Annotated in this window: 23 protein-coding genes; 13 read left to right on the top strand and 10 right to left on the bottom strand. The window is 67.1% G+C overall.

Features of this window, described 5'->3' with window-relative positions:
* Positions 1–35 precede the first annotated feature (35 nt).
* Complete coding sequence (locus AC3WLC_RS25010; protein WP_493686609.1) at positions 36–821, bottom strand: transporter substrate-binding domain-containing protein; 786 nt, start codon at positions 819–821, stop codon at positions 36–38.
* Between the two features lie 202 nt (positions 822–1,023).
* Entirely contained in the window at positions 1,024–1,821 is a 798-nt protein-coding gene (locus tag AC3WLC_RS25005) for a transporter substrate-binding domain-containing protein (protein ID WP_493686608.1), read from the bottom strand.
* Between the two features lie 151 nt (positions 1,822–1,972).
* On the opposite strand from AC3WLC_RS25005, the gene hisF reads away from it, so the two are divergent.
* The 7 genes from hisF to AC3WLC_RS24970 all read left to right on the top strand — a co-directional run bounded on the left by hisF (position 1,973) and on the right by AC3WLC_RS24970 (position 7,067).
* The gene (gene hisF / locus AC3WLC_RS25000) at positions 1,973–2,737 is read left to right on the top strand and encodes an imidazole glycerol phosphate synthase subunit HisF (RefSeq protein ID WP_493686607.1); all 765 of its coding nucleotides are present in this window, start codon (positions 1,973–1,975) and stop codon (positions 2,735–2,737) included.
* Between the two features lie 5 nt (positions 2,738–2,742).
* A complete protein-coding gene (locus tag AC3WLC_RS24995) occupies positions 2,743–3,063 on the top strand; it encodes a phosphoribosyl-ATP diphosphatase (protein ID WP_493686606.1) in 321 nt (106 codons plus the stop codon).
* 73 nt (positions 3,064–3,136) lie between these two features.
* A complete protein-coding gene (gene coaA, locus AC3WLC_RS24990; RefSeq protein ID WP_493686605.1) occupies positions 3,137–4,111 on the top strand; it encodes a type I pantothenate kinase in 975 nt (324 codons plus the stop codon).
* 34 nt (positions 4,112–4,145) lie between these two features.
* Positions 4,146–4,673, top strand: coding sequence for a DUF1697 domain-containing protein (locus AC3WLC_RS24985; RefSeq protein ID WP_493686604.1), 528 nt, complete (start codon positions 4,146–4,148; stop codon positions 4,671–4,673).
* Positions 4,673–5,122 carry a YqaA family protein gene (locus AC3WLC_RS24980; RefSeq protein WP_493686603.1) on the top strand — a complete coding sequence of 150 codons (450 nt, stop codon included), beginning with the start codon at positions 4,673–4,675 and terminating at the stop codon, positions 5,120–5,122. The genes AC3WLC_RS24985 and AC3WLC_RS24980 overlap by 1 nt, the downstream gene beginning before the upstream one ends.
* A gap of 61 nt (positions 5,123–5,183) precedes the next feature.
* The gene (locus AC3WLC_RS24975; RefSeq protein WP_152013178.1) at positions 5,184–5,534 is read left to right on the top strand and encodes a RidA family protein; all 351 of its coding nucleotides are present in this window, start codon (positions 5,184–5,186) and stop codon (positions 5,532–5,534) included.
* A 132-nt stretch (positions 5,535–5,666) separates the two neighbouring features.
* Positions 5,667–7,067, top strand: a complete 1,401-nt coding sequence (locus tag AC3WLC_RS24970) for a hypothetical protein (protein ID WP_493686602.1) — start codon at positions 5,667–5,669, stop codon at positions 7,065–7,067.
* Here AC3WLC_RS24970 and AC3WLC_RS24965 read toward each other — a convergent pair whose 3' ends face one another.
* Complete coding sequence (locus AC3WLC_RS24965; protein WP_493686601.1) at positions 7,068–8,219, bottom strand: aminotransferase; 1,152 nt, start codon at positions 8,217–8,219, stop codon at positions 7,068–7,070. It abuts the gene before it with no gap.
* A gap of 434 nt (positions 8,220–8,653) precedes the next feature.
* Here AC3WLC_RS24965 and AC3WLC_RS24960 point away from each other — a divergent pair, with 434 nt between their 5' ends.
* From AC3WLC_RS24960 to AC3WLC_RS24950, 3 genes are all read left to right on the top strand, one after another.
* Complete coding sequence (locus AC3WLC_RS24960; protein WP_493686600.1) at positions 8,654–10,132, top strand: cobyric acid synthase; 1,479 nt, start codon at positions 8,654–8,656, stop codon at positions 10,130–10,132.
* A gap of 154 nt (positions 10,133–10,286) precedes the next feature.
* Positions 10,287–10,883: a TetR/AcrR family transcriptional regulator gene (locus tag AC3WLC_RS24955; protein ID WP_493686599.1), complete on the top strand. Its 597-nt coding sequence runs from the start codon at positions 10,287–10,289 to the stop codon at positions 10,881–10,883.
* 57 nt (positions 10,884–10,940) lie between these two features.
* A complete protein-coding gene (locus tag AC3WLC_RS24950) occupies positions 10,941–12,899 on the top strand; it encodes an SDR family NAD(P)-dependent oxidoreductase (protein ID WP_493686598.1) in 1,959 nt (652 codons plus the stop codon).
* Here the strand turns inward: AC3WLC_RS24950 and AC3WLC_RS24945 are convergent.
* Together AC3WLC_RS24945 and AC3WLC_RS24940 are read right to left on the bottom strand one after the other, a co-directional pair.
* On the bottom strand, positions 12,829–13,752 hold the full coding sequence (locus AC3WLC_RS24945; RefSeq protein WP_493686597.1) for an NAD-dependent epimerase/dehydratase family protein: 924 nt from the start codon (positions 13,750–13,752) through the stop codon (positions 12,829–12,831). The two genes, AC3WLC_RS24950 and AC3WLC_RS24945, sit on opposite strands and share 71 nt — an antisense overlap.
* Entirely contained in the window at positions 13,749–14,768 is a 1,020-nt protein-coding gene (locus AC3WLC_RS24940) for an MraY family glycosyltransferase (RefSeq protein ID WP_493686596.1), read from the bottom strand. Before AC3WLC_RS24940 ends, AC3WLC_RS24945 begins: the two co-directional genes overlap by 4 nt.
* 80 nt (positions 14,769–14,848) lie before the next feature.
* On the opposite strand from AC3WLC_RS24940, the gene mmcB reads away from it, so the two are divergent.
* Entirely contained in the window at positions 14,849–15,310 is a 462-nt protein-coding gene (gene mmcB / locus AC3WLC_RS24935; protein ID WP_493686595.1) for a DNA repair putative endonuclease MmcB, read from the top strand.
* Here mmcB and AC3WLC_RS24930 read toward each other — a convergent pair.
* The 3 genes from AC3WLC_RS24930 to AC3WLC_RS24920 all read right to left on the bottom strand — a co-directional run bounded on the left by AC3WLC_RS24930 (position 15,307) and on the right by AC3WLC_RS24920 (position 17,718).
* Positions 15,307–15,717, bottom strand: a complete 411-nt coding sequence (locus tag AC3WLC_RS24930) for a group III truncated hemoglobin (protein WP_493686594.1) — start codon at positions 15,715–15,717, stop codon at positions 15,307–15,309. The two genes, mmcB and AC3WLC_RS24930, sit on opposite strands and share 4 nt — an antisense overlap.
* The gene (locus AC3WLC_RS24925) at positions 15,714–16,283 is read right to left on the bottom strand and encodes an ActR/PrrA/RegA family redox response regulator transcription factor (protein ID WP_493686593.1); all 570 of its coding nucleotides are present in this window, start codon (positions 16,281–16,283) and stop codon (positions 15,714–15,716) included. Before AC3WLC_RS24925 ends, AC3WLC_RS24930 begins: the two co-directional genes overlap by 4 nt.
* A gap of 85 nt (positions 16,284–16,368) precedes the next feature.
* Positions 16,369–17,718, bottom strand: a complete 1,350-nt coding sequence (locus AC3WLC_RS24920; RefSeq protein WP_493686654.1) for an ActS/PrrB/RegB family redox-sensitive histidine kinase — start codon at positions 17,716–17,718, stop codon at positions 16,369–16,371.
* 184 nt (positions 17,719–17,902) lie between these two features.
* Here AC3WLC_RS24920 and AC3WLC_RS24915 point away from each other — a divergent pair, with 184 nt between their 5' ends.
* Positions 17,903–19,204 carry a polyhydroxyalkanoate depolymerase gene (locus tag AC3WLC_RS24915; protein ID WP_493686592.1) on the top strand — a complete coding sequence of 434 codons (1,302 nt, stop codon included), beginning with the start codon at positions 17,903–17,905 and terminating at the stop codon, positions 19,202–19,204.
* 6 nt (positions 19,205–19,210) lie between these two features.
* Here AC3WLC_RS24915 and rhuM read toward each other — a convergent pair whose 3' ends face one another.
* A complete protein-coding gene (gene rhuM, locus AC3WLC_RS24910) occupies positions 19,211–20,242 on the bottom strand; it encodes a RhuM family protein (protein ID WP_493686591.1) in 1,032 nt (343 codons plus the stop codon).
* 175 nt (positions 20,243–20,417) lie between these two features.
* On the opposite strand from rhuM, the gene AC3WLC_RS24905 reads away from it, so the two are divergent.
* Positions 20,418–21,158: a M48 family metallopeptidase gene (locus AC3WLC_RS24905; protein ID WP_493686590.1), complete on the top strand. Its 741-nt coding sequence runs from the start codon at positions 20,418–20,420 to the stop codon at positions 21,156–21,158.
* On the opposite strand, the gene AC3WLC_RS24900 is transcribed toward AC3WLC_RS24905, so the two are convergent.
* Complete coding sequence (locus AC3WLC_RS24900) at positions 21,149–22,165, bottom strand: lipoprotein N-acyltransferase Lnb domain-containing protein (RefSeq protein WP_493686589.1); 1,017 nt, start codon at positions 22,163–22,165, stop codon at positions 21,149–21,151. The two genes, AC3WLC_RS24905 and AC3WLC_RS24900, sit on opposite strands and share 10 nt — an antisense overlap.
* Positions 22,166–22,179 lie beyond the last annotated feature (14 nt).

Raw genomic sequence — 22,179 nt, 5'->3', positions numbered from 1 at the left:
CGGCCAGGATGCTTCCACCCGGAACCGCCGGAACCTCAGCGCAGATACTGCTCGTAATAGCGCTGGTACTCGCCGGTGGCCTTGGCGATGTGCAGCCATTGGTCGACGAAGGCCTTGAAGATCACGTCGCCGCGCGGCAGCAGATAGCCGATCTCGATGAAGGTCAGCGGCTTGTCGGGATTGATCGCGCAGAGGCCCGGTTTCAGCTTCTGCTGCACGGTCGCTTCGATCGCCTCGGTGACGAACACATCGGCGCGCCCGGCCAGGATCTCGTCGAAGATGCCGACATTGTCCTGGTGCAGCGTGATCTTGGCCTGCTTGAAGTTGCTCTTGGCAAAGCGCTCATTGGTACCGCCGGGATTGGCGATCGCGGTGACGCCGGGCTTGTCGATGTCGGTGACGCTCTGGAACTTGTCCTTGTCGGCGCAGCGTGCCAGCGGAATCTTGCCGGTCCGCAGTGCCGGCTCCGAGTAGAACACGCGCTTCTGCCGTTCCAGCGTCACGCCGATGCCGCCCATGGCGACGTCGCATTTGCCACCGGTGAAATCGGCCATCAACTCGGCCCATTTCGTCCGCACGAACTTCGGCTCGACGCCGATCGCCTTGGCGAGCGACTTCGCCATCTCGATGTCGATGCCCTCGAAGCTGTCGCCGACGGCATTGGTGAACGGCTTGTAGTCGCCGGTGGTGCAGATGCGGAGCGTGCCGGCGCTCTGGATCGCATCGAGCGCACTCGCAGGCGCTTGCGCCTGGGCGGCGGCGATCGAGAACAAGCCTGCGCAGGCGGCGGCGAGCGCACCGCGGATGATCGTCGACAGCATGAAAAAGCCCTCCTCCCCTCTCTTGTCGTTGCCGCAAGGAGAGCAGCGCACGGGAGCAGCTTCAACCGCCATGCGGGCGAGGGCGCCCGTGCCGGGCACGCATCGCTCGCCTAGCAGGCGTTGCATCCCGCTGTGCCAGAACCTGCTTCAGGTTGCGCCGCGCCGCGATTGGCCAGCGGAGCGGCGCAGCCAGGCTGAAGGATCAGCGGACGAACTGATTGTAGATCGTGCCGAACTCGCCGGTCGCCTTGGCGAGATGCAGCCACTGGTCGACGAAGGCCTTGAAGACCACGTCGCCGCGCGGCAGCAGATAGCCCATCTCGCCATATTGCAGGGGGGCGTCGGGATTGATGGCGCACAGGCCCGGCCGGATCTTCTCCTGGACCTTGGTCTCGATCGACTCGGCCACCATGATGTCGGCCTTGCCGGCCAGGATCTGGTCCCAGATCGTGACATTGTCCGGGAAGATCTCGATCTTGGCCTGCTTGAAGTTGGCGCGGACGAAGCGCTCATTGGTGCCGCCCGGATTGACGATGACGCGCGTCTCGGGCTTGTCGATGTCGGCGACGGTCTGGAACTTCGAGACGTCGGCGCAGCGCGCGATCGGCGCCTTGCCGTTGATCAGGTAGGGCGCGGAGAAGAAGGCGCGCTTCTGCCGGTCGAGCGTCACCGAGATGCCGCCCATGGCGATGTCGCATTTGCCGCTGGTGAAGTCGTTCATCAGGTCGGCCCATTTCGTCTGCACGAACTTGGCCTCGACGCCGATGGCCTTCGCCAGCGATTTCGCGAGCTCGATGTCGATGCCCTCGAAGCTGCCGTCCTTGGCCAGGGTGAACGGCTTGTAGTCGCCGGTGGTACAGACCTGCAGCGCGCCGCGGCTCTGGATCGTCTCGAGCTGGCTGGCCGGAGCCTGCGCCAGCGCGGCGGCGCTCAGGCCGAGACTGGCGGCAGCGCTCAGCACCGCCAGTTTCAGACCTTTGAAGGACGATGTGATCGTCATGGACATCCCCTCGATCTTGTTTGTGGCGCGCAAGAGAGCAGGGATCGTGACGCCGATCAATCCGGCCGATGCGGGCTGCGTTTGCGTGCGGTGCAGCGGCGGCGCTATATGCGCCGATCATTTTGTCGTTCCGCCCCGGGCAGGCCCGCCGATGACCTTGAAGACCCGCATCATCCCCTGCCTCGACGTCAAGGACGGCCGTGTCGTCAAGGGCGTGAAATTCGTCGATCTCGTCGATGCCGGCGATCCCGTCGAGGCAGCCAAGGCTTATGACGCGGCCGGCGCCGACGAGCTCTGCTTCCTCGACATCACCGCGAGCCACGAGGCGCGCGGCACCCTGCTCGACGTCGTCACCCGCACGGCCGAGGCCTGCTTCATGCCGCTGACCGTCGGCGGCGGCGTGCGCAAGGTCGAGGATATCCGCGCCTTGCTGCTGGCCGGCGCCGACAAGGTCGCGATCAACACCGCGGCGGTGACCAACCGCCCCTTCGTCAAGGAAGCGGCGGAAAAATTCGGCGACCAGTGCATCGTCGTCGCGATCGACGCCAAGCAGGTCACGCCCGGTCATTGGGAGATCTTCACCCATGGCGGGCGCAACGCTACCGGCATCGACGCCATCGCCTTCGCCCGCGAGGTCGTCTCGCTCGGCGCCGGCGAATTGCTGGTGACCTCGATGGACCGCGACGGCACCAAGTCCGGCTACGATATCGGCCTGACCCAGCGCATTGCGGACGCGGTCTCGGTGCCGGTGATCGCCTCGGGCGGCGTCGGCGATCTCGACGACCTCGTCGCCGGCGTGCGCGATGGCCATGCCTCGGCCGTGCTCGCCGCCTCGATCTTCCATTTCGGCACCTACAGCATCCCGCAGGCCAAGGCGCACATGGCCGCCGCCGGCCTCGCGATGCGGCTGGATTGACTGAGATGACCGCCTTCACCCTCGCCGATCTCGAACGCATCGTCGCCGAGCGGGCGAGCGCCGCGCCGGAGGAATCCTGGACGGCCAAGCTCTTGGCCGCCGGCCCCGAGCGCGCCGCCAAGAAGCTCGGCGAGGAGGCGGTCGAGGCCGTCATCGCGGCCGTGAAAGGTGATCGCGAGGAGCTGATCGCCGAGAGCGCCGATCTGCTTTATCATCTTTTGGTCGTGCTCAGGTCGCGCGATGTTGCATTGCGGGACGTCTTGAGCCAGCTTGAGGCCCGTACCGCGCGCTCCGGCCTGGCCGAAAAGGCGGCGCGGCCCCGGTAGGGCATGTCGTGCCCAAGGTTTGAAAGTCGAGGCGGTCGCGTTGAACCTCGAAGCTTGGAATACGGGGGGCATCATGGACCAGCGTCCGATTGCGGCGCCATCCGCCCCCGATCTGGTCTCGCCCTATCGCACGTTCTCGCGTGACGAGTGGGCGCATTTGCGGGCCGATGCGCCACTGACGCTCTCGGTCGACGACCTCACCAGGCTGCAATCGATCAACGACCCGATCTCGCTCGACGAGATCGTCGCGATCTATTTGCCGCTCTCGCGTCTGCTCTCGCTCTACGTCGCCGCGACGCAAGGGCTGTTCAAGGCGACGCAGCGCTTCCTGATCGCCGAGGCCGAGGTCAAGGTTCCCTATGTCATCGGCGTCGCCGGCTCGGTCGCCGTCGGCAAGTCGACCACGGCGCGCGTGCTCCAGGCGCTGCTGTCGCGCTGGCCGAACACGCCGAAGGTCGAGCTCGTCACTACCGACGGCTTCCTCCTGCCCAATGCCGAGCTCGAGCGCCGCGGCCTGATGCAGCGCAAGGGCTTCCCCGAAAGCTACGACACCACCGCGATCCTGCGCTTCCTTTCCGATGTGAAGGCCGGCAAGCGCGCCGTCAACGCGCCGGTGTACTCGCATCTGGTCTACGACGTCGTGCCCGGCGAGCAGGTCACGGTCGAGCGGCCGGACATCCTGATCCTGGAAGGGCTCAACGTGCTGCAGGCGAGCCGCCTGCCCAGGGATGGCACTATCATCCCCTTCGTCTCGGATTTCTTCGACTTCTCGGTCTATCTCGACGCCGACGAGAACGACCTGCACCGCTGGTACGTCAACCGCTTCATGACGCTGCGCCAGACCGCCTTCCGCGACCCGCGCTCCTTCTTCCGCAAATATGCCGAGATCGGCGAGGAGGAGGCGCTCTCGATCGCCGAGAAGCTCTGGACCGGCATCAACCTGCCCAATCTGCGCGAGAACATCGTGCCGACCCGCCAGCGCGCCAGCCTGATCCTGACCAAGGGCGCGAGCCACCGCATCCAGCAGGTCGCGCTGCGGCGGCTCTAGGGCAGGCACGATATCGCCGGGTCCAAAAACCACGATGACGACCTATGTCGCCCTGCTGCACTCGATCGTGCTCGGCCCCGGCAGGCGCCTGGTGATGGCGGATCTGAAGGCGATGGCGGCGGAGCTCGGCTTTGGCGAGCCGCGCACCTGGGTCGCCACCGGCAATCTGATCTTCGAGGCCGAGGACGCGCCCCTCGCGGCGATCGAAAGCCGGCTGGAAGCTGGCTTCCGCGCCCGTTTCGGCAAGCATGTCGACATCATCCTGCGCAAGGCTGAGGCTTGGAAGCGGCTCGCCGCCCAGAACCCTTTCCCGAACGGGAACGCCCCCGATATCGGCATCCGCGTCATGCGAAAGCCGCTCGGCCCAGCCGAGCTGTCCATGCTCCGCGGGATCGCCGCGCCGGGCATTGTGCTCGCCCTCGCTGACGGCGATCTCTGGATCAATTTCGGCGGCGAGCCGAGTGAGACGAAGCTGCTTTCGCATCTGACGACGAAAAAGCTTGGCATCGGCACGCTGCGCAACGCCAACACCGTCAACGCGCTCGCCGCGATGCTGGATTGATGCCCCTCGATTTCTCCGCCCTCGGGCTGATGGCGGGCGCCGCCTTCGTCGCCGCGACGCTGCTGCCGGCGCAGTCGGAGGCCGTCTTCGTCGGGCTGCTGGTGGCGGGACGCGTCGATCCGACGCTGCTCTTCATCGTCGCGTCGATCGCCAACACTGCAGGCTCGGTCGTCAATTGGTGGCTAGGCCGGCTGATCGCCACGGGCGGCGTCGAGCGCTTGCCGGCGCGGCTGCGGCCCGATCCTGTGCGTTTCGCCAAGGCGCAGGGTTGGTTCGCCCGCTTCGGCTGGCCGTCCTTGCTCTTCTCCTGGCTGCCGATCGGCGGCGATCCGCTGACCTTCGTCGCCGGTTCGCTGAACTATCCGCTGCTGCACTTCATCCTGCTGGTGTTCATCGGCAAGGCGGCGCGCTATGCCTTGCTCTGGGCGGGCTGGGCCGCTGCTGCATAAGCATTTGCGCCGATTCCGGTCTCGGGCTACCAGCGAGGCCCCTTCTGATGGAGACCAGATCATGAGCATCAAGCGCATCGCCCCGGGCCCGCGCATGTCGAAGGCCGTCGTGCATGGCAACACGGTCTATCTTGCCGGTCAGGTCGCCGACAAGGCAGCCGGCAAGAGTGTCGGCGAGCAGACCAAGGACATCCTCTCGATCATCGACGGCCTGCTGGCCGAGGCCGGCACCGACAAGTCGAAGCTGCTGATGGTCAACATCTGGCTCTCGGACATGTCGACCTTCGCCGAGATGAACGCGGTCTGGGACGGCTGGGTCTCGGCCGGCAACACGCCGGGCCGCGCCACCGTCGAGGCCAAGCTCGCCGGCCCGCAGTTCACGGTCGAGATCGCGGTCATCGCCGCGATCTGATCGCGGCTGAACTAGAGCAGGATGCGAAAAAGTGGGAACCGGTTTTTCGCTGGAATCCTGCTCTAAATTCTTGGAATCGATCACGTTTTATGACTTTGGATCGAATCAATCCAAAGTCATCGTGATCCAGGGGTGGCGGGAAACGTGAATCCGGAACTCGCCACCATCCTGGCCCGTGTCTCGCAGCGCGAGGGTGTTCCCCCCGCGCTGCTGCTCGGGGTGCTCGCCTCAATGGGCGACGCCTCCGGCAAGCCCGACTTCACCCGGATCGAGAACAACCTGGCGCGCCGCGCCGGGGATTTCCGCAGCCTGCAGGCCCGGCTCGCCAGGCCGGCCGGCAGCGATCTCGAACGCGACAGATTGCAGGCGCAGGCCATCCAGGCGCTGGCTGACGGCAAGCTCGCCGAAGCCGACCGGCTGCTCGCCTTGGCCGAGCAGCGCAATCTCGATGGCGCGGCCGCTCCCGATGCACTGTCCCGCGACCGCCTGCTCGCAGCCGCCGCCGGGCGCGCCGATCGTGGCGCGGTGGCGATGCTGCATCTCAATCCGAAAGCCTATGGCGAAGCCGCCGAGCGCTATGCCGAGGCGGCGCTGATCGCCGACTCCGCTGAAGCTGGCAGCGGGCTCACCTATGCCTGGATGCAGGCCGATGCATTGGCGCGGCGCGGCGCCGACTTCTCCGACAAGTCCGCTTTCGTCGCTTCGATCGGCCAATTGCGTAGCCTGCTCGCCAAGCTCGACAATTTCGACCAGACCGTGCCCTGGGCCGAGACGCAGCTCAGGCTGGCGCGTTCGCTCACCGGCCTGTCGCATCACGAGGGCGGTAGCTCCCTGCTGCGGCAGGTGGTCGAGATCTACCGCACGACCCTCGAGGATCTGCAGCGTGCCAAGGCGCCGCGCCTCTGGACCGCGCTTCAGACCAGGCTCGGCGAAGCCTTGGCCCGGCTCGGCGAGATCGAGGACGATGCCGGCCTGCTCGACGACGGCGTCGCCGCCTTCCGCGCCGGGCTCTCCGGAATGACGCGTGCCGACATGCCGCGCGAATGGGGCCGGCTGCAATGGGAGCTCGGCAAGGCTCATGTCGCGCTCGGCCTGCGCGCCAGCGGCGTCTCTGCCTTCGAGGCGGCGGTGAACTGCTTCAAGCTGGTGCTCGACGACCGGCCGCGCGAGAGCGCCCCGCTCGAATGGGCCGAGGTGCAGGACCGGATCGGCGCCGCGCTGGTCGGCCTCGCCGGCTACTACAACGAGCCGGTCGTGCTGGAGGAGGCGATCGCCGCCTATGACGCGGCGCTGGAGGTCAGGCGCCGCGAGATCGTGCCCTCGCTCTGGGCCGAGAGTGCCGCCAACCGGGCCGAGGCGCGTCTGGAGCTGGCCGAGCGCATCCGCGACCGCGCCGAAGCCGAGAAGGCGACCACCGAGCTCGTCATGGCGATCGAGACGCTGCGCAGCCTTGGCCTCGCCGCCGAGGCCAAGCGCCGCGAGCCGAGGCTGCGGCGGGCCGCGGTTCTGGTCGAGGCTCTTCGGAAGGCCTGATCAGCCTTTCACGCGCAGGGCCGCGAGCCGCTCCAGCGCCTTGTCCAGCGTCGCGTCATTCTTGGCGAAGCAGAAGCGCACGACATTCCGCACCGCCCCTTCCGCATAGAAGGCACTGACCGGAATCGCGGCGACGCCGTACTCCGCGACCAGGCTTTGGCAGAAGGCGACGTCGTCGCTCTGCCCGAGCGGGCCGATGTCGACATTGAGGAAATAGGTGCCGGCGCTCGGCAGCACGCTGAAGCCGAGCTCGCTGAGGCCGCCGGCGAAACGGTCGCGCGAGCGCTGGAAATCGGCGCGCATCCCCTCGAAATAGGCCTCGTCCTTGCCGAGGCCGTAGGCGACCGCCGCCTGCAGGTTCGGCGGGGTGGTGAAGGTGATGTACTGGTGCGCCTTGGCCAGCACCCGCATCAGCTCCGGCGCCGCCATCACCATCCCGACCTTCCAGCCGGTCAGCGAGAAGATCTTGCCGGCCGAGGAGATCTTGACCGTGCGCTCGCGCATGCCCGGCCGGCTCATCAGCGGCTGGTGGCGATGCCCGTCGAAGACGACATGCTCCCAGACGTCGTCGCAGATCGCGACGGCATCGTGCCGAACGCAGAACGAGGCCAGCAGGTCGAGATCCGCCGTGCTGAAATTGGTCGCGGTCGGGTTGAGCGGGTTGTTGAACAGCACCGCCTTGGTCTTCGGTGAGAAGGCCTTCGCCAGTGCCTCCTCGCTGAGCCCGAAATGCGGCGGTGTCAGCGTCACGAATTTCGGGATGCCGCCGGCGCGGCGCACCAGCGGCAGATAGGCATCGTACATCGGCTCGAACAGCACGACCTCGTCGCCGGGCGAGATGAGTGCCATCAGCGCGCCGGCGATCGCCTCGGTCGCGCCGGAGGTGATCATCACCTCGGCCTCAGGATCGAGCTCCAGGCCCTGCCAATGGCGGAAATGCGCGGCGGTCGCCTGGCGCAGCTCCGGCAGGCCCATCATTGGCGGATACTGGTTCCAGCCCTCGATCACGGCCTGCGCCGCTTTGCGCCGGACGTCCTCCGGGCCGGGATCGTCGGGAAAGCCCTGGCCGAGATTGACGGCCTGATGCTCGCGTGCGAGCCGCGACATGGTTTCGAAGATCGTCGTCGGAAGGGCGGAGAAGATCGGATTCATCGCGGCTGGCTTCGTTCGAAAAGGCGGGCGGGAAGGCTCGGATGCCGCCATAGCACGCGCAACGCCGGTGTGCATCGCCCCGAAAAAGCGGCAGATTATGCGGAGTGATGAATATTGACATTCGTCAGCAGTCAGTATTTTCTACCCACAGCCGGTTCACGACAGCACTTCCACGGTTTCTTCGCCCCTTTGGAACCGTGGGACGCTGACGTGGATCGGTGAGCTTTTTCTGGGGCTAGGACGGTTGGCCGTTCCAGCGCCGCGGAAAGCGCGCTACAGCGCCTTTGGATCGCATCGAGCCGTCATTGCGAGCGTCAGCGAAGCAATCCAGGGAGACGTAGGGCTCTGCCGCCCCTGGATTGCTTCGTCGCTTTGCTCCTCGCAATGACGGCTTGCGCGCCGGTTCGATCGGAACAACGCGCTAGGCAGGCTCCATGCATCCCTCCCGCCAAACCCCCGCTCTGATGCTGCTCGGCACCGGTTCCAATGTCGGCAAGTCCCTGCTCGTCGCTGGCCTCTGTCGCCTCTTCGCCGATCGCGGGTTGAAGGTTCGCCCGTTCAAGCCGCAGAACATGTCGAACAACGCCGCCGCGACCGCGCGGGGCGAGATCGGCCGGGCCCAGGCGCTGCAGGCGCGCGCCGCCCGGATCGCGGCTGACGTCGACATGAACCCGGTGCTGCTCAAGCCCGAGAGCGAGCGCGGCAGCCAGATCATCCTGCAGGGCCGCGTCGCCGGCCATCTCTCCTCCGGCGATTTCAGCCGCCGCGGCGATTTCCTGCCGAAAGTACTGGAGAGCTTCGAGAGGCTGAGCGACGGCGCCGACCTGATCCTGGTCGAAGGCGCCGGCTCGCCGGCCGAGACCAATCTGCGCGCCCGCGACATCGCCAATCTCGGCTTCGCCCGGGCCGCTGGCGTCCCGGCGATCCTCATCGGTGATATCGACCGCGGCGGCGTCATCGCCAGCCTCGTCGGCAGCCATGCCGTGCTCGATGCCGAGGACCGGGCGATGATCCGCGGCTTTGCCATCAATCGCTTCCGCGGCGATGTCGGCCTGTTCACGCCGGCCCTCGACACGATCACCCGGGCGACGGGCTGGCCTAGCCTCGGCGTCGTGCCCTGGTTCGCCGAGGCCGCGCGCCTGCCGGCCGAGGATGCGCTCGATCTGGCCCGCGGCGTGCCGGCCAGTGCCGGCGCGCTGAAGGTCGCCGTCCCCGTTTTGCCCGGTATCGCCAATTTCGACGATCTCGACCCGCTCAAGCTCGAGCCGGGCATCGAGCTCGTCTTCGTCGGCCCCGGCTCAGCCCTGCCCGGCGACGCCGCCCTGGTGATCCTGCCGGGCTCGAAGACGACGCTGCGCGATCTCGCCAGGCTGCGCGAGGAGGGCTGGGACATCGACATCCTCGCCCATCGCCGCCGCGGCGGCCATGTGCTCGGTCTTTGCGGCGGCTACCAGATGCTCGGCACGATGGTGCGTGACCCGCTCGGGCTCGAAGGGCCGGCCGGCGCGGCTCCCGGGCTCGGCCTGCTCGACATCGAGACCGAGCTGACGCCGGACAAGACCGTCAGGGAGGTCGCGGTCGAGCATCCCGAGAGCGGCACGACTGGCCGCGCCTACGAGATCCATCTCGGCGCCAGCGAGGGGCCTGACCGGGCGCATGCACCGTTCTGCGTCGACGGCCGGCCAGAGGGAGCCTGCAGCGCCGACGGGAAGGTGGTCGGGACCTATCTCCATGGCGTCCTGAGCTCGGACCGGCTGCGCCGCGCCTGGCTCGAAAACCTGGCGGGAAGGCCGCTGGCGGCGGGCGAAGCCTATGAGCCGGCCGTGGAAGCGGCGCTCGACGGCCTGGCCGCGCATCTGGAGCGCCATCTCGACATCGACGGCATCCTCGCATTGGCACGTTCACGCTCCTGACAAGTGAGATGCCTTCGGCGAAAAACTGTCAGGAGGACGCAAATAAAGCTTTGCCGATCAATTTGTTGACGACTGACGAAATTCGTCATAGTCAACGAAGGCGTCCGCAGGCGGCCTATGGGAACAAGTCATCAGACCGGGAAGTTGCTCTGACATGAGCACAGTAGAGCGCGATACGAGGCACGACATCATCGATGTCGCCGAGCGGTTCTTCCGCCAGATCGGCTATCAGAAGACCACCGTCGCCGATATCGCCAAGTCGCTGCGCATGAGCCCGGCGAATGTCTATCGTTTCTTCGACTCCAAGAAGGCGATCAACGAGGCGGTCGCCGAGCGCTCGATGAGCGAGCTCGAGGCGACCGTCGCCGCGATCGCCGCCGAGAAGCGCCCCGCCGCCGAGCGCCTGCGGGACATCCTCGCCGCGACCTGCCGGATCAGCGCCGCCCGCTATCTCGACAATCATCGCCTGCACGAGATGGTCGCCTGCGCGATGGAGGAGAGCTGGGACGTCGTCCGTGGCCATATCGAGCGCTATGACGCGATCCTGCGCCTCGTCGTCGCCGACGGCATCGCCAAAGGCGAGTTCACCGCGCGCGATCCGGTCACCGCGACCCATTGCGTGCGCATGGCGATGCTGCGTTTCTATCATCCGCTCCTGCTCGGCCAATGCGCCGAATTGCCCGGCCCGAATGTCGAGGAGATGATCGACTTCGTGCTAATCGGCCTGGGTGCCGGGCGCCCTGTTGCCTGACGGGCTGCTTGCGGCCGCGTTGACAAGGCGTCGAGGGAGCGGGATACCCCGCCGCGCATGCTGAATCTCTCCAAACAGAGCGCCAAGAAGCTCGCCGTTATCGTCCATGACCTGGCGATGACCGCGCTCGCGATCGTCTTCGTCTTCGCCGTGCGCTTCGATGGCTGGCTGTTCGACGAGCGGATGCGGCAATTGCCGACGATCCTGCCCTTCTTCGTCGCCTATGCCGGCGCGGTCTACTGGTTCTTCCAGCTCTACCGCTCGAAATGGCGCTTCGCCTCGCTGCCCGATCTCTCGAACATCGTCCGGGCGGTCACGGTCCTGACCCTGACCCTGCTGGTCGTCGACTACGTGCTCGTCTCGCCGAACCTCTACGGCTATTTCTTCTTCGGCAAGATCACCATCGTTCTCTACTGGCTGGTGCAGATCGCCCTGCTCGGCGGCCCGCGCCTGGCCTATCGCTATTTCAAATACTCGCGCTCCAAGCATCATGCGGCGCGCGAGGCGACCCTGCCGGCCCTGCTGCTCGGCCGCGCCGTCGACATCGAGATGGTGATCCGCGCCATGGAATCGGGGGCGATGGGCAAGATGCGGCCGGCCGGCGTCCTCTCGCCACGGTCCGATGACCTCGGGCAGTCGATCCGCGGCGTGCCGGTGCTTGGCTTGCTCTCGCAGATGGAGACGATCGCGACCGACGCCAGCGAGCGCGGCGAGCCGTTCCGCCGCATCGTCGCCACGTCGAGCGCGCTCGCGCCCGAGGCCGAGCCGGACAAATGGCTCGCCCAGACCCGCAAGCTCGCCATCCCGATCTCGCGCCTCGACACGCTCGGCGAAGGCCTGCGCGGCAGCGAGCTGGCACCGCTGGAGATCGAGGATCTGCTGGTGCGCCCCTCGGTCAAGATCGACCGCGTGCGGCTGGAAGGCTTCCTGAAGGGCAAGCGCGTCATCGTCACCGGCGGCGGCGGCTCGATCGGCTCCGAGATCTGCCTGCGCTGCGCCGCCTTCGGCGCGGCCGAATTGCTCGTCGTCGAGAATTCCGAGCCGGCGCTGTTCCACGTCACCGAGGCGCTGGCCGCCCAGGACCTGCCGATGCGTGTCACCGGCGCCCTCGCCGATGTCCGCGACGAGGCCCGGATCGGCCCGCTGTTCAAGGCCTTTGCCCCTGACATCGTCATCCATGCCGCCGCGCTGAAGCATGTGCCCTATCTCGAGGCCGATTGGGGCGAGGGCATCAAGACCAACATCTTCGGCTCGGTCGTCGCCATCGAGGCGGCGATCGCCGCGGGTGCCGGCATCTTCGTGATGATCTCGACCGACAAGGCGATCGAGCCGGTCTCGATGCTGGGCGCGACCAAGCGATTCGCCGAGATGTATGCGCAGGCCCGCGACGCCGAGTTCGCCAATGGCAATCGCGGCACGCGCCTCGTCGCGGTCCGCTTCGGCAATGTGCTCGGCTCGGTCGGCTCGGTGGTGCCGAAGTTCAAGGCGCAGATCGAGCGCGGCGGGCCGGTCACCGTGACCAGCCCGGAGATGATCCGCTACTTCATGACGATCCGCGAGGCCTGCGACCTCGTGCTGACCTCGGCCTCGCATGCGCCCGAGCACGAGGCACAGGACGAGCGCGCCGCCGTCTACGTTCTGAAGATGGGCCAGCCGCTCAAGATCATCGACCTCGCCGAGCGGATGATCCGCCTCGCCGGCTATGAGCCCGGCGTCGACATCGAGATCGCCGTGACCGGCGTGCGGCCCGGCGAGCGCCTGAACGAGATCCTCTTCGCCAAGGACGAGCCGATGGCCGAGACCGGGCTCGACGGCGTGATGGCGGCCAAGCCGATCTTCGCCGGCCGCGAGCGCATGCAGGGCTGGCTCGACGAGCTCGAGCGGGCCTTGGCGGCGCAGGACAGACTCGGCGCCGAAGCGGTGCTCGAAGCGGCGATCCCCGATTTCAGCCGGCGTCAGCCGCCAGCCGCGCCAGCGCAGCCTTCGTCTCCGCAGGCGGTCGCCAGCCAGCGTTGAGCAAGGCGTCCGGCGAGGCGACGAGCCCGTTTGCCAATCGCTCATAGGCACCGCTGCGCCCCGCGAGCCGCGCCGCCAGCGCCAGCAGCGCGGTCGGGACCGGGATGAGCCCCGGGTTACGCCCAAGGCCGGCGCGCATCGCGGCGAGCATCCCGGCGACCGAGAGAGGTTCCGGATCTGAAACGATGTAGCTGCGCCTGGCCGGGCAAGCCTCGGTCAACGCGAAGGCGACGGCCTCCGAGAGGTTCTCGATTGCGAGCAGCGAGCGCTTCGCCGAGAGGCCGCCGAGCGGCAGCGGCACGGGCAGCCGCGCCAGCTTCAGCAGCGCCGCCATGTTCGCTTTCACACCGGGCCCATAGACGAGCACTGGCCTCAAGGCGACCCAGTCGAGATCAAGCCCGGCCAGCCCCTCTTCGGCCGCGAGCTTAGAGCGGCCATAGGCGTCGGTCGGCGCGGGCGTGTCGGCTTCGCTGAGCGGCCGATCGCAGACCGGTCCGCTCTGCGCCCGGATCGAGGACAGGAAGACGAAGCGCCGGACGCTCGCCGCATGCGCCGCCCGCGCCAGCGCCAGTGTCGCCTGCGTGTTGACCGCCTGGTAGCGCTCCTCGGGGATATCGCCATCGGCATGGGCCAATCCGGCGCCGTGGACGACGTGATCGACGCCATCGAGCAGCGGCTGCCAGTCGATCGGCGCGCCGAGGTCGCCGATTGCGACATGTTCGGCGCCGGTGATGGTCGATGTCGAGCTGCGCCCTGCCGTGCGCACTCGGTAGCCGCGTGCGATGAGGTCATGGAGGAGATAGCGGCCAACGAAGCCGCTCGCGCCGGTGAGCAGGATGCGCTCGCCGCTCACGGCTGCGCCCGGTTGCGTGAGAAGCGGCGCAGCAGGGCGATCGTCAGCGCCAGCGCGGCCAGCAGGCAGGCAAGCTGCGCCCACAGCGCCGACACGGCGATGCTGAGCGCCGCGAGCCCGATCAGGACAAGATTGAGCAGGCCGATCTGCGTGACGATCTCGATGACCTTGAAGCCGTTATCGGTCGCCTGCTGGTAGAAATGCGAGCGATGCGCCTGCCAGACCTTCTCGCCGCGGGCGAGGCGGCGGAAGAGCGTGATCGTCGAATCCATCACATGGTAGAGCGGCAGGATCAGCGCCGCGGTCAGAGCGCCGGTGCCGGCGAGTCGATAGAGCAGATAGGCGCCGAGCAATCCGAGCGGCAGCGCCCCGACATCGCCGAGGAAGATGCGCGCCACCGGCTTGTTGAGCGGCGCGAAGCCCAGCAGCCCGCCGAGCAGCACCGCGGCGAGCAGCCCGGTGGCGGGATCGACGATGCCGTAGCCGGCGGCGAGCACGATCGTGCCGGAGAGCGGCACCAGCCCGGCGAGGGTGATCCAGTCGATCCCGTCCATGAAGTTGACGAGATTGACGAACCAGGCGCCGGCGACCAGGGCAAGGCCGCGCTCGGCCCAGAGCGGCAGGGTTTCCGGCAGCAGCCGCATATCGGGCGCGGCATAGAAGACGACGATGCCGACGCAGAGGAATTGCAGCGGCAAGCGCAGGGCCGGCGAGAGCGGACGGATATCGTCCCAGGCGCCGACCACGGCCAGTAGGGCGGACGCAACCATGACCAGGACGAGACCCCGCTGGGCGCCCGCATCCATGGGAATGAAGGCCAGCGCGAGCCCGAGCGCCAGGAAGGCACCAGCAAGCACGGCGATGCCGCCGCCTTGCGGCGTCGGTATGCGGTGGCTGGAGCGCGCATTCGGCCGCGCCAGCGCATAGCGCATCATCAGGGGGCGCAGAGCCAAGCACAGCACGAAGGCAAGGCCGGCGGCGAGCGCGATCAGCAGAAGGGGGATGAAGCGTTCCAAGGCGGGCGGACCATAGCCATACGGATTTTCACTGCAAGTGGCACTTGCGTCGACGAGCACAAAAGAAGAACATGCGGGGCATGGCCATCGCCGATTCCGTCCTCAATCCGCCGCCTGCGCGGCCGGAGATCACCCGTGCCGTCTGCCGTGGCGCCTCGCGCCATCTGCGCGAGCGCGGCTATGCCATCGTCAAGGAGATGACCTTCGCCAATGGAAGGCGTAGCGACATCGTCGCGCTCTCGCCATCGGGCGAATTGCTGGTGGTCGAGGTCAAGTCGGGGATCGAGGACTACCGCGTCGACGGCAAATGGCCGGATTACCGCGATTATTGCGACGGCTTCCTCTTCGCGGTCGCCCCTGAATTCCCGCTGGAGATCTTGCCGGAGGATGTTGGTCTGATCGTCGCGGACGCCTTCGGAGGGGAGCTGCTGCGCGAGCCGCCGCGCCATCTGCTCGCACCGGCGCGCCGAAAAATGCTGACCATCGCCTTCGCCAGGCTCGCGGCTGGGCGTCTGGCGCTGCTGGAGGACCCCGGCCTCTAGCCGACCGCCGATTGCGGCAGGACGAGCGCCTTCGGGCCGATGTTCAGGCTGATCTGCAGGCTGTCGGCGATGCGATGGGCGCGGTCGATGAACAGGAACCTTGCCGGGCCGGTGCAGAGCTCGGTGACGGTCGCTTCGAACAGCGCGAGCCAGCGCTCGAAATGCGGCATCTCGAGCGGGAGCGGCATATGGATTTGCTGCGGCTTGCCGCGATAGCGCCCGCTCATCAGCGTCACCGACGACCAGAAATCGCGCAACTTGGCGAGATGGGCGTCCCAATCGTCGCCGAGCTTGTCGAGGAAGATCGGGCCGATCAGCGGATCCAGCCGCACCCGGCCATAGAAGGTGTCGACCAGCTCGGCGATCAGCTCTTCCGATATCCGCTCGGGGAGCGGCTTTTCGCTCATCGCGGCGCGCGCTTGGCCAGGATGCGCTGCAAGGTGCGCCGGTGCATGCCGAGCCGGCGCGCCGTCTCCGAGACATTGCGGCTGCAGAGCTCATAGACGCGCTGGATATGCTCCCAGCGCACGCGATCGGCCGACATCGGGTTTTCCGGCGGCACCGGCCGGGCGTTCGGCCCGGCGGCCAGCGCCGAATGGATCTCGTCGGCATCGGCGGGCTTGGCCAGGAAATCATAGGCGCCGAGCTTCACCGCGCTGACCGCGGTCGCGATATTGCCGTAGCCGGTCAGGACGACGCCGCGTGCATCCGGGCGCTTCTCCTTGAGGCGGGCGATCACGTCGAGCCCGTTGCCGTCGCCGAGGCGCAGGTCGATCACGGCATAGGCCGGGGCCGCCTCCTCGACCGCCGCGAGCCCGGCCTGGACGGACTCGGCGATCCGCACGGAATAGCCGCGGCCTTCCATGGCGCGGGCGAGGCGGGTCAGGAACGGCTTGTCGTCGTCGACGAGCAGAAGGGTCATGTCCCTGCCGGCCGTATCGGTGAGCTCGCCTGTCATCGGCGCCGTGTCCATCGCCATCATCTCCTGCCGGGCGGGTAACTGTCCGGCTCAACATCCAGTCTATCGATTGCGCGACGCGCTGAAACGCCGCAACGCCTCATTCTGTCGCATATGGGGCCAAAAGCTCCGGGTTTGAAGGTCCGGCGGGTCGATCGTCGCGTTCGAAGACGGCGCGCAGCCAGGTGATCCGGATGCTGGCGCCTGTCGCCGGCAGCGGCCGGTTGGAGAATTCCAGCGTCGCGCCGCTGCGTTCCAGCAGCGTCTTGGCGATGAAGAGGCCGAGGCCGAGGCCACCGCCGGCCCGTGATTCCTTGGCATGCGAGCGCGAGAGATAGGGGTCGCCGGCCCGCATCAGTACCTCCGGCGTGAAGCCCGGCCCGTCATCGGCGATGGTCAGGATGACCGCGCCGTCCGTCCACTGCGCCGTGATCGTCACCTTGGAGCCGGCGAAGTCGACGGCGTTGTCGACGATATTGCCGAGCCCGTAGATCATGCCGGGATTGCGCCGGCAGACCGGCTCCGGCTTCTCGCCGTCGAGCGCGATCTCGAAGGGCACGCCGAAGGGCCGCTGCGGCCCGGCTGCCTCCTCGATCAGCAGGCTGAGCGAGAGCTGGTCGAGCGGTCCGGCATCGTCGTCCTGCAGCGAGGCGAGCTTGCCGAGGATGCCGCGGCAGCGCTCGACCTGTTCGCGCAGCAAGGTGATGTCCTCCGCCATCTCGCCTTCCGCCGGGGCGAGGCGTGAGAGCTCGCGGGCGACCAGCGCGATCGTTGCGAGCGGGGTGCCGAGTTCGTGGGCGGCGGCGGCGGCGAGCCCGTCGAGCTGCGAGAGATGCTGCTCGCGCGCCAGCACCAGCTCGGTCGCAGCCAGCGCCTCCGACAGGTCGCGCGCCTCCTTGGCGACGCGCCAGGCATAGATGCCGGTGAAGCCGAGCCCGAGCAAAAGCGCGATCCAATTGCCGAGCTGGTATTGCGGCGGCAGCACCGGCCGCTCGCTGCCGGCCCAGGGCAGCGGCCAGTGCAGAATGGTGAGCAGCGTTGCCAGCCCGGCGGCGAGCAGTCCCAGCGCGAGCGTGTGCCGCGGCGGCAGCGCCGTCGCCGAGATCATCACCGGCGCCAGGAACAGGATCGCGAACGGGTTCTGCAGGCCGCCGGTGAGGTAGAGCAGGGCCGCAAGCTGCAGGATGTCGAAGCCGAGCAGAGCGGTCGCCGCGCCCTGGCCCAGCCGGTGGCTGAGCGGGAAACGGATGCGCAGGGCGATGTTGAGCCAGGCCGAGACGGCGATGGCGAGGAAGCACCAGCCGAAGGGCAACGAGAAGCCGAGCCCGAAATGGACGCCGGCGACAGCAACGCTCTGCCCGGCGATGGCCAACCAGCGCAGGCGCACCAGCGTGTCGAGCCGCAAATGGCGTGGCGTGCCGCCGGGGGCGGATGGAACGAGGTCTGTGATCGTCACGGCGCGCAATCTTTGCAAAGCGCCGGGTGCCTCGGGAAGACGAAACTGTGGCTAATCGGCATCACAAGGAAATCTTATCCCTTTGGACGATTGAATGAGAACAAATTCTACTTAGGCTGCGTTCCCTTGTTGCGCTGCATCGTGGGATGCCGCGCTGCGAAAGAGCGAAAGGGCCGCCATGTCGTTCGCCTACCACGCCTATGAGGCGGTTCATATGATGGTCAGCCCGGCGCGGGCCATGTCCGACGCCATGCAGCTCGCCTTCAAGAATCCGGCGAACCCGCTGACCTACACCCCGTTCGGCCGCACGATCGCTGCCTCCTGCGAATTGTTCGAGCGCACCACGCGCCGCTACGGCAAGCCGGCCTTCGGTCTCGACACCACCACGATGAACGGCGTCAAGGTCGGGGTCGAGGAGCGCGTCGTCTGGCAGCGCCCCTTCTGCAACCTGATCTATTTCGATCGCAAGATCGAAGGCCGCCGCAAGCCGCAGCCCAAGGTGCTGCTGGTCGCGCCGATGTCGGGCCATTACGCCACGCTGCTGCGCGGCACCGTCGAGACCCTGCTGCCGGACCATGAGGTCTACATCACCGACTGGATCGACGCCCGCCTCGTGCCGCTCGCGGCCGGCAAGTTCGACCTCGATGATTACATCGACTACGTCATCGCCATGCTGCACAAGCTCGGCCCTGACACCCATGTCATGGCCGTCTGCCAGCCTTCCGTGCCGGTGCTCGCCGCGATCGCACGCATGGAAGCCGAGGGCGATCCCTCCTCGCCGCGCTCGATGACACTGATGGGCGGGCCGATCGACACGCGCCGCTCGCCGACGGCGGTCAATCAGCTCGCCATGGAGCGCGGCACCGACTGGTTCCGCCGCAACTGCATCACCCGCGTGCCGTTCCCGCATCTCGGCGCCTTCCGCGAGGTCTATCCCGGCTTCATGCAGCTGTCGGGCTTCATGGCGATGAACTTCGATCGCCATCTCACCGCGCATTACGACATGTACAAGCACCTGATCGCCGGCGACGGCGATTCGGCCGAGAAGCACCGCGATTTCTATGACGAATACCTCGCGGTCATGGACCTGACCGCCGAGTTCTACCTGCAGACCGTCGACACCGTCTTCGTCAAGCACGCCCTGCCCAAGGGCGAGATGCTGCATCGCGGCAAGCCGGTCGACCTCAAGGCGATCCGAAGCGTCGCGCTGATGACGGTCGAGGGTGAGAACGACGACATCTCCGGCGTCGGCCAGACCAAGGCGGCGCACGACCTGTGCGTCAACATCCCCGACGACATGCGGGTCGAGTACCTGCAGAAGGGCGTCGGCCATTACGGCGTCTTCAACGGCTCGCGCTTCCGTTCTGAGATCGCGCCGCGCATCGCCGACTTCATGCTGACCCTCGACATGAAGGCGGCCAAGGAGCGCCGCAACGACACCGCGGAAACAGCCCGCAAGGCGCTGAAGGTCGCGGGCTGAAGGCAGCTAGCGCCGGGGCCGCTTAGGCAGCCCCTTTGCCTCGGCGGCGAGTTCGGCGATCTGTGCGTCGGCCTCGCGCCGGCGTTCGAGCTTTCTGCGTTGGTCAAATGCGAGGTACTGCGCTTCGGCGTGCGCTCTCGCTTGATCCGCACTGACAGAACCGCCGCCGTTGAGCACGGCGCGCCCGAGCTGCTGTAATTGCCGATCGAGCAGGTCGCGCGCATCCTCCATCATGACGAGGCGCCCGATTGCGAGCTGATCTTCGAAGATGTCGAGCAGGATCGAGGTCAGGCGGTTGAGCTCCTGGATCTCGGCATCGGCGAGATAGTTTTTCGAGGTCGCCACATCCTTCTTACGGATATCGTCCGCCGGCCATGTCTGCAGGCCCATGTTCGGCGCCTCGCAATCGGCGCGTCCCGCCACGATCTCCGCCGGCGTGTGCGAGGTCACGGCATAGACCAGCTTGGCCTGGACGCGTTGATAGAAGCTCCGAGCGGCCTCGCTTGACCCGTCATAGTCCTGGCAGAGCGAACAGATCCGACGCAGCTCGGCATAGAGATTCGCTTCCTCGGAGCGCAGGTCGCGGATGATCTCGCGCAGCTCGGCGATGCGGTCGAAGCCGCCGGGCTCTTTCAGCCGGCGCGTGTCGACGACGAAGCCTCTTTTGGCGAACTGGACGAGAATTCCCGTGGCCCAGCGGCGGAACAGGGTCGCCTGCGCCGAGGAGACCCGATAGCCGACCGAGATCACCACATCGAGATTGTAGAGTGTGGCGGGCCGCCCGGTACTTGTTTGCGTTTTTTGCAAAGAAGTCGCTTCTTTGAGTTCTCCCTCCTCGTAGATGTTAGCGATGTGCCGAGAGATGGTTGAAACGTCCCGGCCAAAAAGCTGCCCGATCTGCGCCTGCGTCATCCAGAGGGTTTCGCCCTCATAGCGGATGTCGATCCGCAGGCCCTTCTGCGTGCCATAGACGAGGAAGAGATCACCCGTCTCGGCATCCTCTTCCAAGCGAACCGGTTCAGTCTGGTCCTGGGCCATTGGCGTGCCTTGATTCCGAGCGAGAACAAACAGAATACAAGATGCTCGCAAGAGGCAAGCTGGTCGCGTCGCAATACGCAATCGCCGGCGTGGTTTTCGTCCATGGCGTCTCGCGCATGGCACGGATTTCCCCGCCCCCTTCCGCTCCCGCTGCGAATCCCGCACAATCGCCGGGATGCGGTTCTCCCTGTTCAGGCGCCAGCCCGATCCCGACCGGATCGAGGTCGCCCATGCCGGCACGCTCTACCCGGTCAGCGTCAAGCGGCGCTCGACGGCGCGCCGGCTGACGCTGCGCGTCTCGCAGGCGACCGGCGAGATCACCCTGACCCTGCCCGAGCGCGTCGACTTCGCGAGCGGCCGCATCTTCGCCGAGAAGCATGGCGGCTGGATCGCGGCGCGCATGGCCAAGCGCCCGCAGAGCGTCGCCTTCGAGCCCGGCGCGGTCGTGCCCTTGCGCGGCGTGCCGCACCGGATCGTGCACTGGACCAAGGTCCGTGGAGTGACCCGCGCGACACTCTCGGCCGAGGGCGAGCCGATCATCGCGGTCTGCGGCGAGGCGGCCCATGTCGCGCGCCGGGTCAGCGATTTCCTGCGCCGCGAGGCCCTGGCCGACCTCGAAAAGGCCGTGCGCACCCATACCGCCGTGCTCGGCATCCCCGCCCGCAAGATCACCTTGCGCGACACCACCAGCCGCTGGGGCTCATGCTCCTCGAAGGGCCATCTCAGCTTCTCCTGGCGCCTGATCCTCGCGCCGGCGCTGGTGCTCGACTATCTCGCCGCCCATGAGGTCGCGCATCTCAAGGAGATGAACCATTCGCATCGCTTCTGGGCGCTGACGCACCAGCTCTGCCCGCGCACCGAGGAAGCGGAAGCCTGGCTCAAGTGCCATGGCGCGAGCCTGCACGGCTATGGCTGAGGTCTTGCGGTCGGCACGCCCTCGCGGATCAGCTGTGAGAAATCGGGGCTGTCGAGCGATATCGTCCTCGCCCGCTCGCTGATCCGGCCGCGCCGGACGAGCTCGTCGAGCGGCAGGTCCTGCCTGACCGCGCCGATGTCCTTGAGATAGCCCGGCAGATAGCCGGACAGGATGACGCGCGGATCGAGCGGCGGCGTGAAGCTCCACCCGGGTGCCACTGAGCGCACGAGCCGATAGACCACCGTCGTGCAGTTGGTGGCGATCGTGTTGTACCAGCGCGGTTGGCCAGCCAGCCGGTTCACATCCGCGACATAGGCCAGCAGGATCTCACGCGCCTGCTCGGGTGAGGTGCGCAGGCGGAACATCCGGACATCCTCGCCACGCGCATGGGTTCGCAGGCCGACGACATCGCGCTCGTCGGTCGCGACATAGGCCATCTCGTAGACCCGGAAGAAGCCGGCGAGCGACGACCATTCCTCGCCCTTTTCACGCCGCACCTCGATCGAGAAGGTGAGCGGTGGCGATTCGCGGAAGGTGAAGCTGACGAGCAGATGGGCGATCGCCTCGCCCGACCAGTAGGACAGGAAGAGGTCGGCGCCCTCGATCTTCGTCAGGTCGTAGCTGCGCGTTTCCCAGCGCTGATCATAGTCGGCCTCGGTGCGCCAGCGGAAATTGCGTAGATTGGCGACGGTGAGCCGGTCGCCCTCGCGTGCGATCTCGGGAAGCCGGGCGAGTTCGGGAATCCAGTCGCGGTCATGCGAGGGCTTGAGGCTGCTCCACCAGCCGAGCAGGCTGACGAACAGCACGGCGAAGGCGAGCGGCAGGCGCGGCGCGCCGCTCCAGATGCCGATCGCGCCGGCGAGCGCGGCGAGGCCGAAGCCAACCGCGGCGGCGATGCCGACCGCACCAGGCAGGCGGAAAATCAGGAGCCCGATGCCCCAGGCGGCCATGCCGAGGACCACGAGCGTCAGCAGACTCTGCAGGAGAACGAAAAAGAGGCGGCTCATCGCCGCCTCTCATA

This window comes from Allobosea sp. GW821-FHT03A12 (genome assembly GCF_058986765.1).
This window is presented reverse-complemented; position numbering and strand designations above follow the sequence as displayed.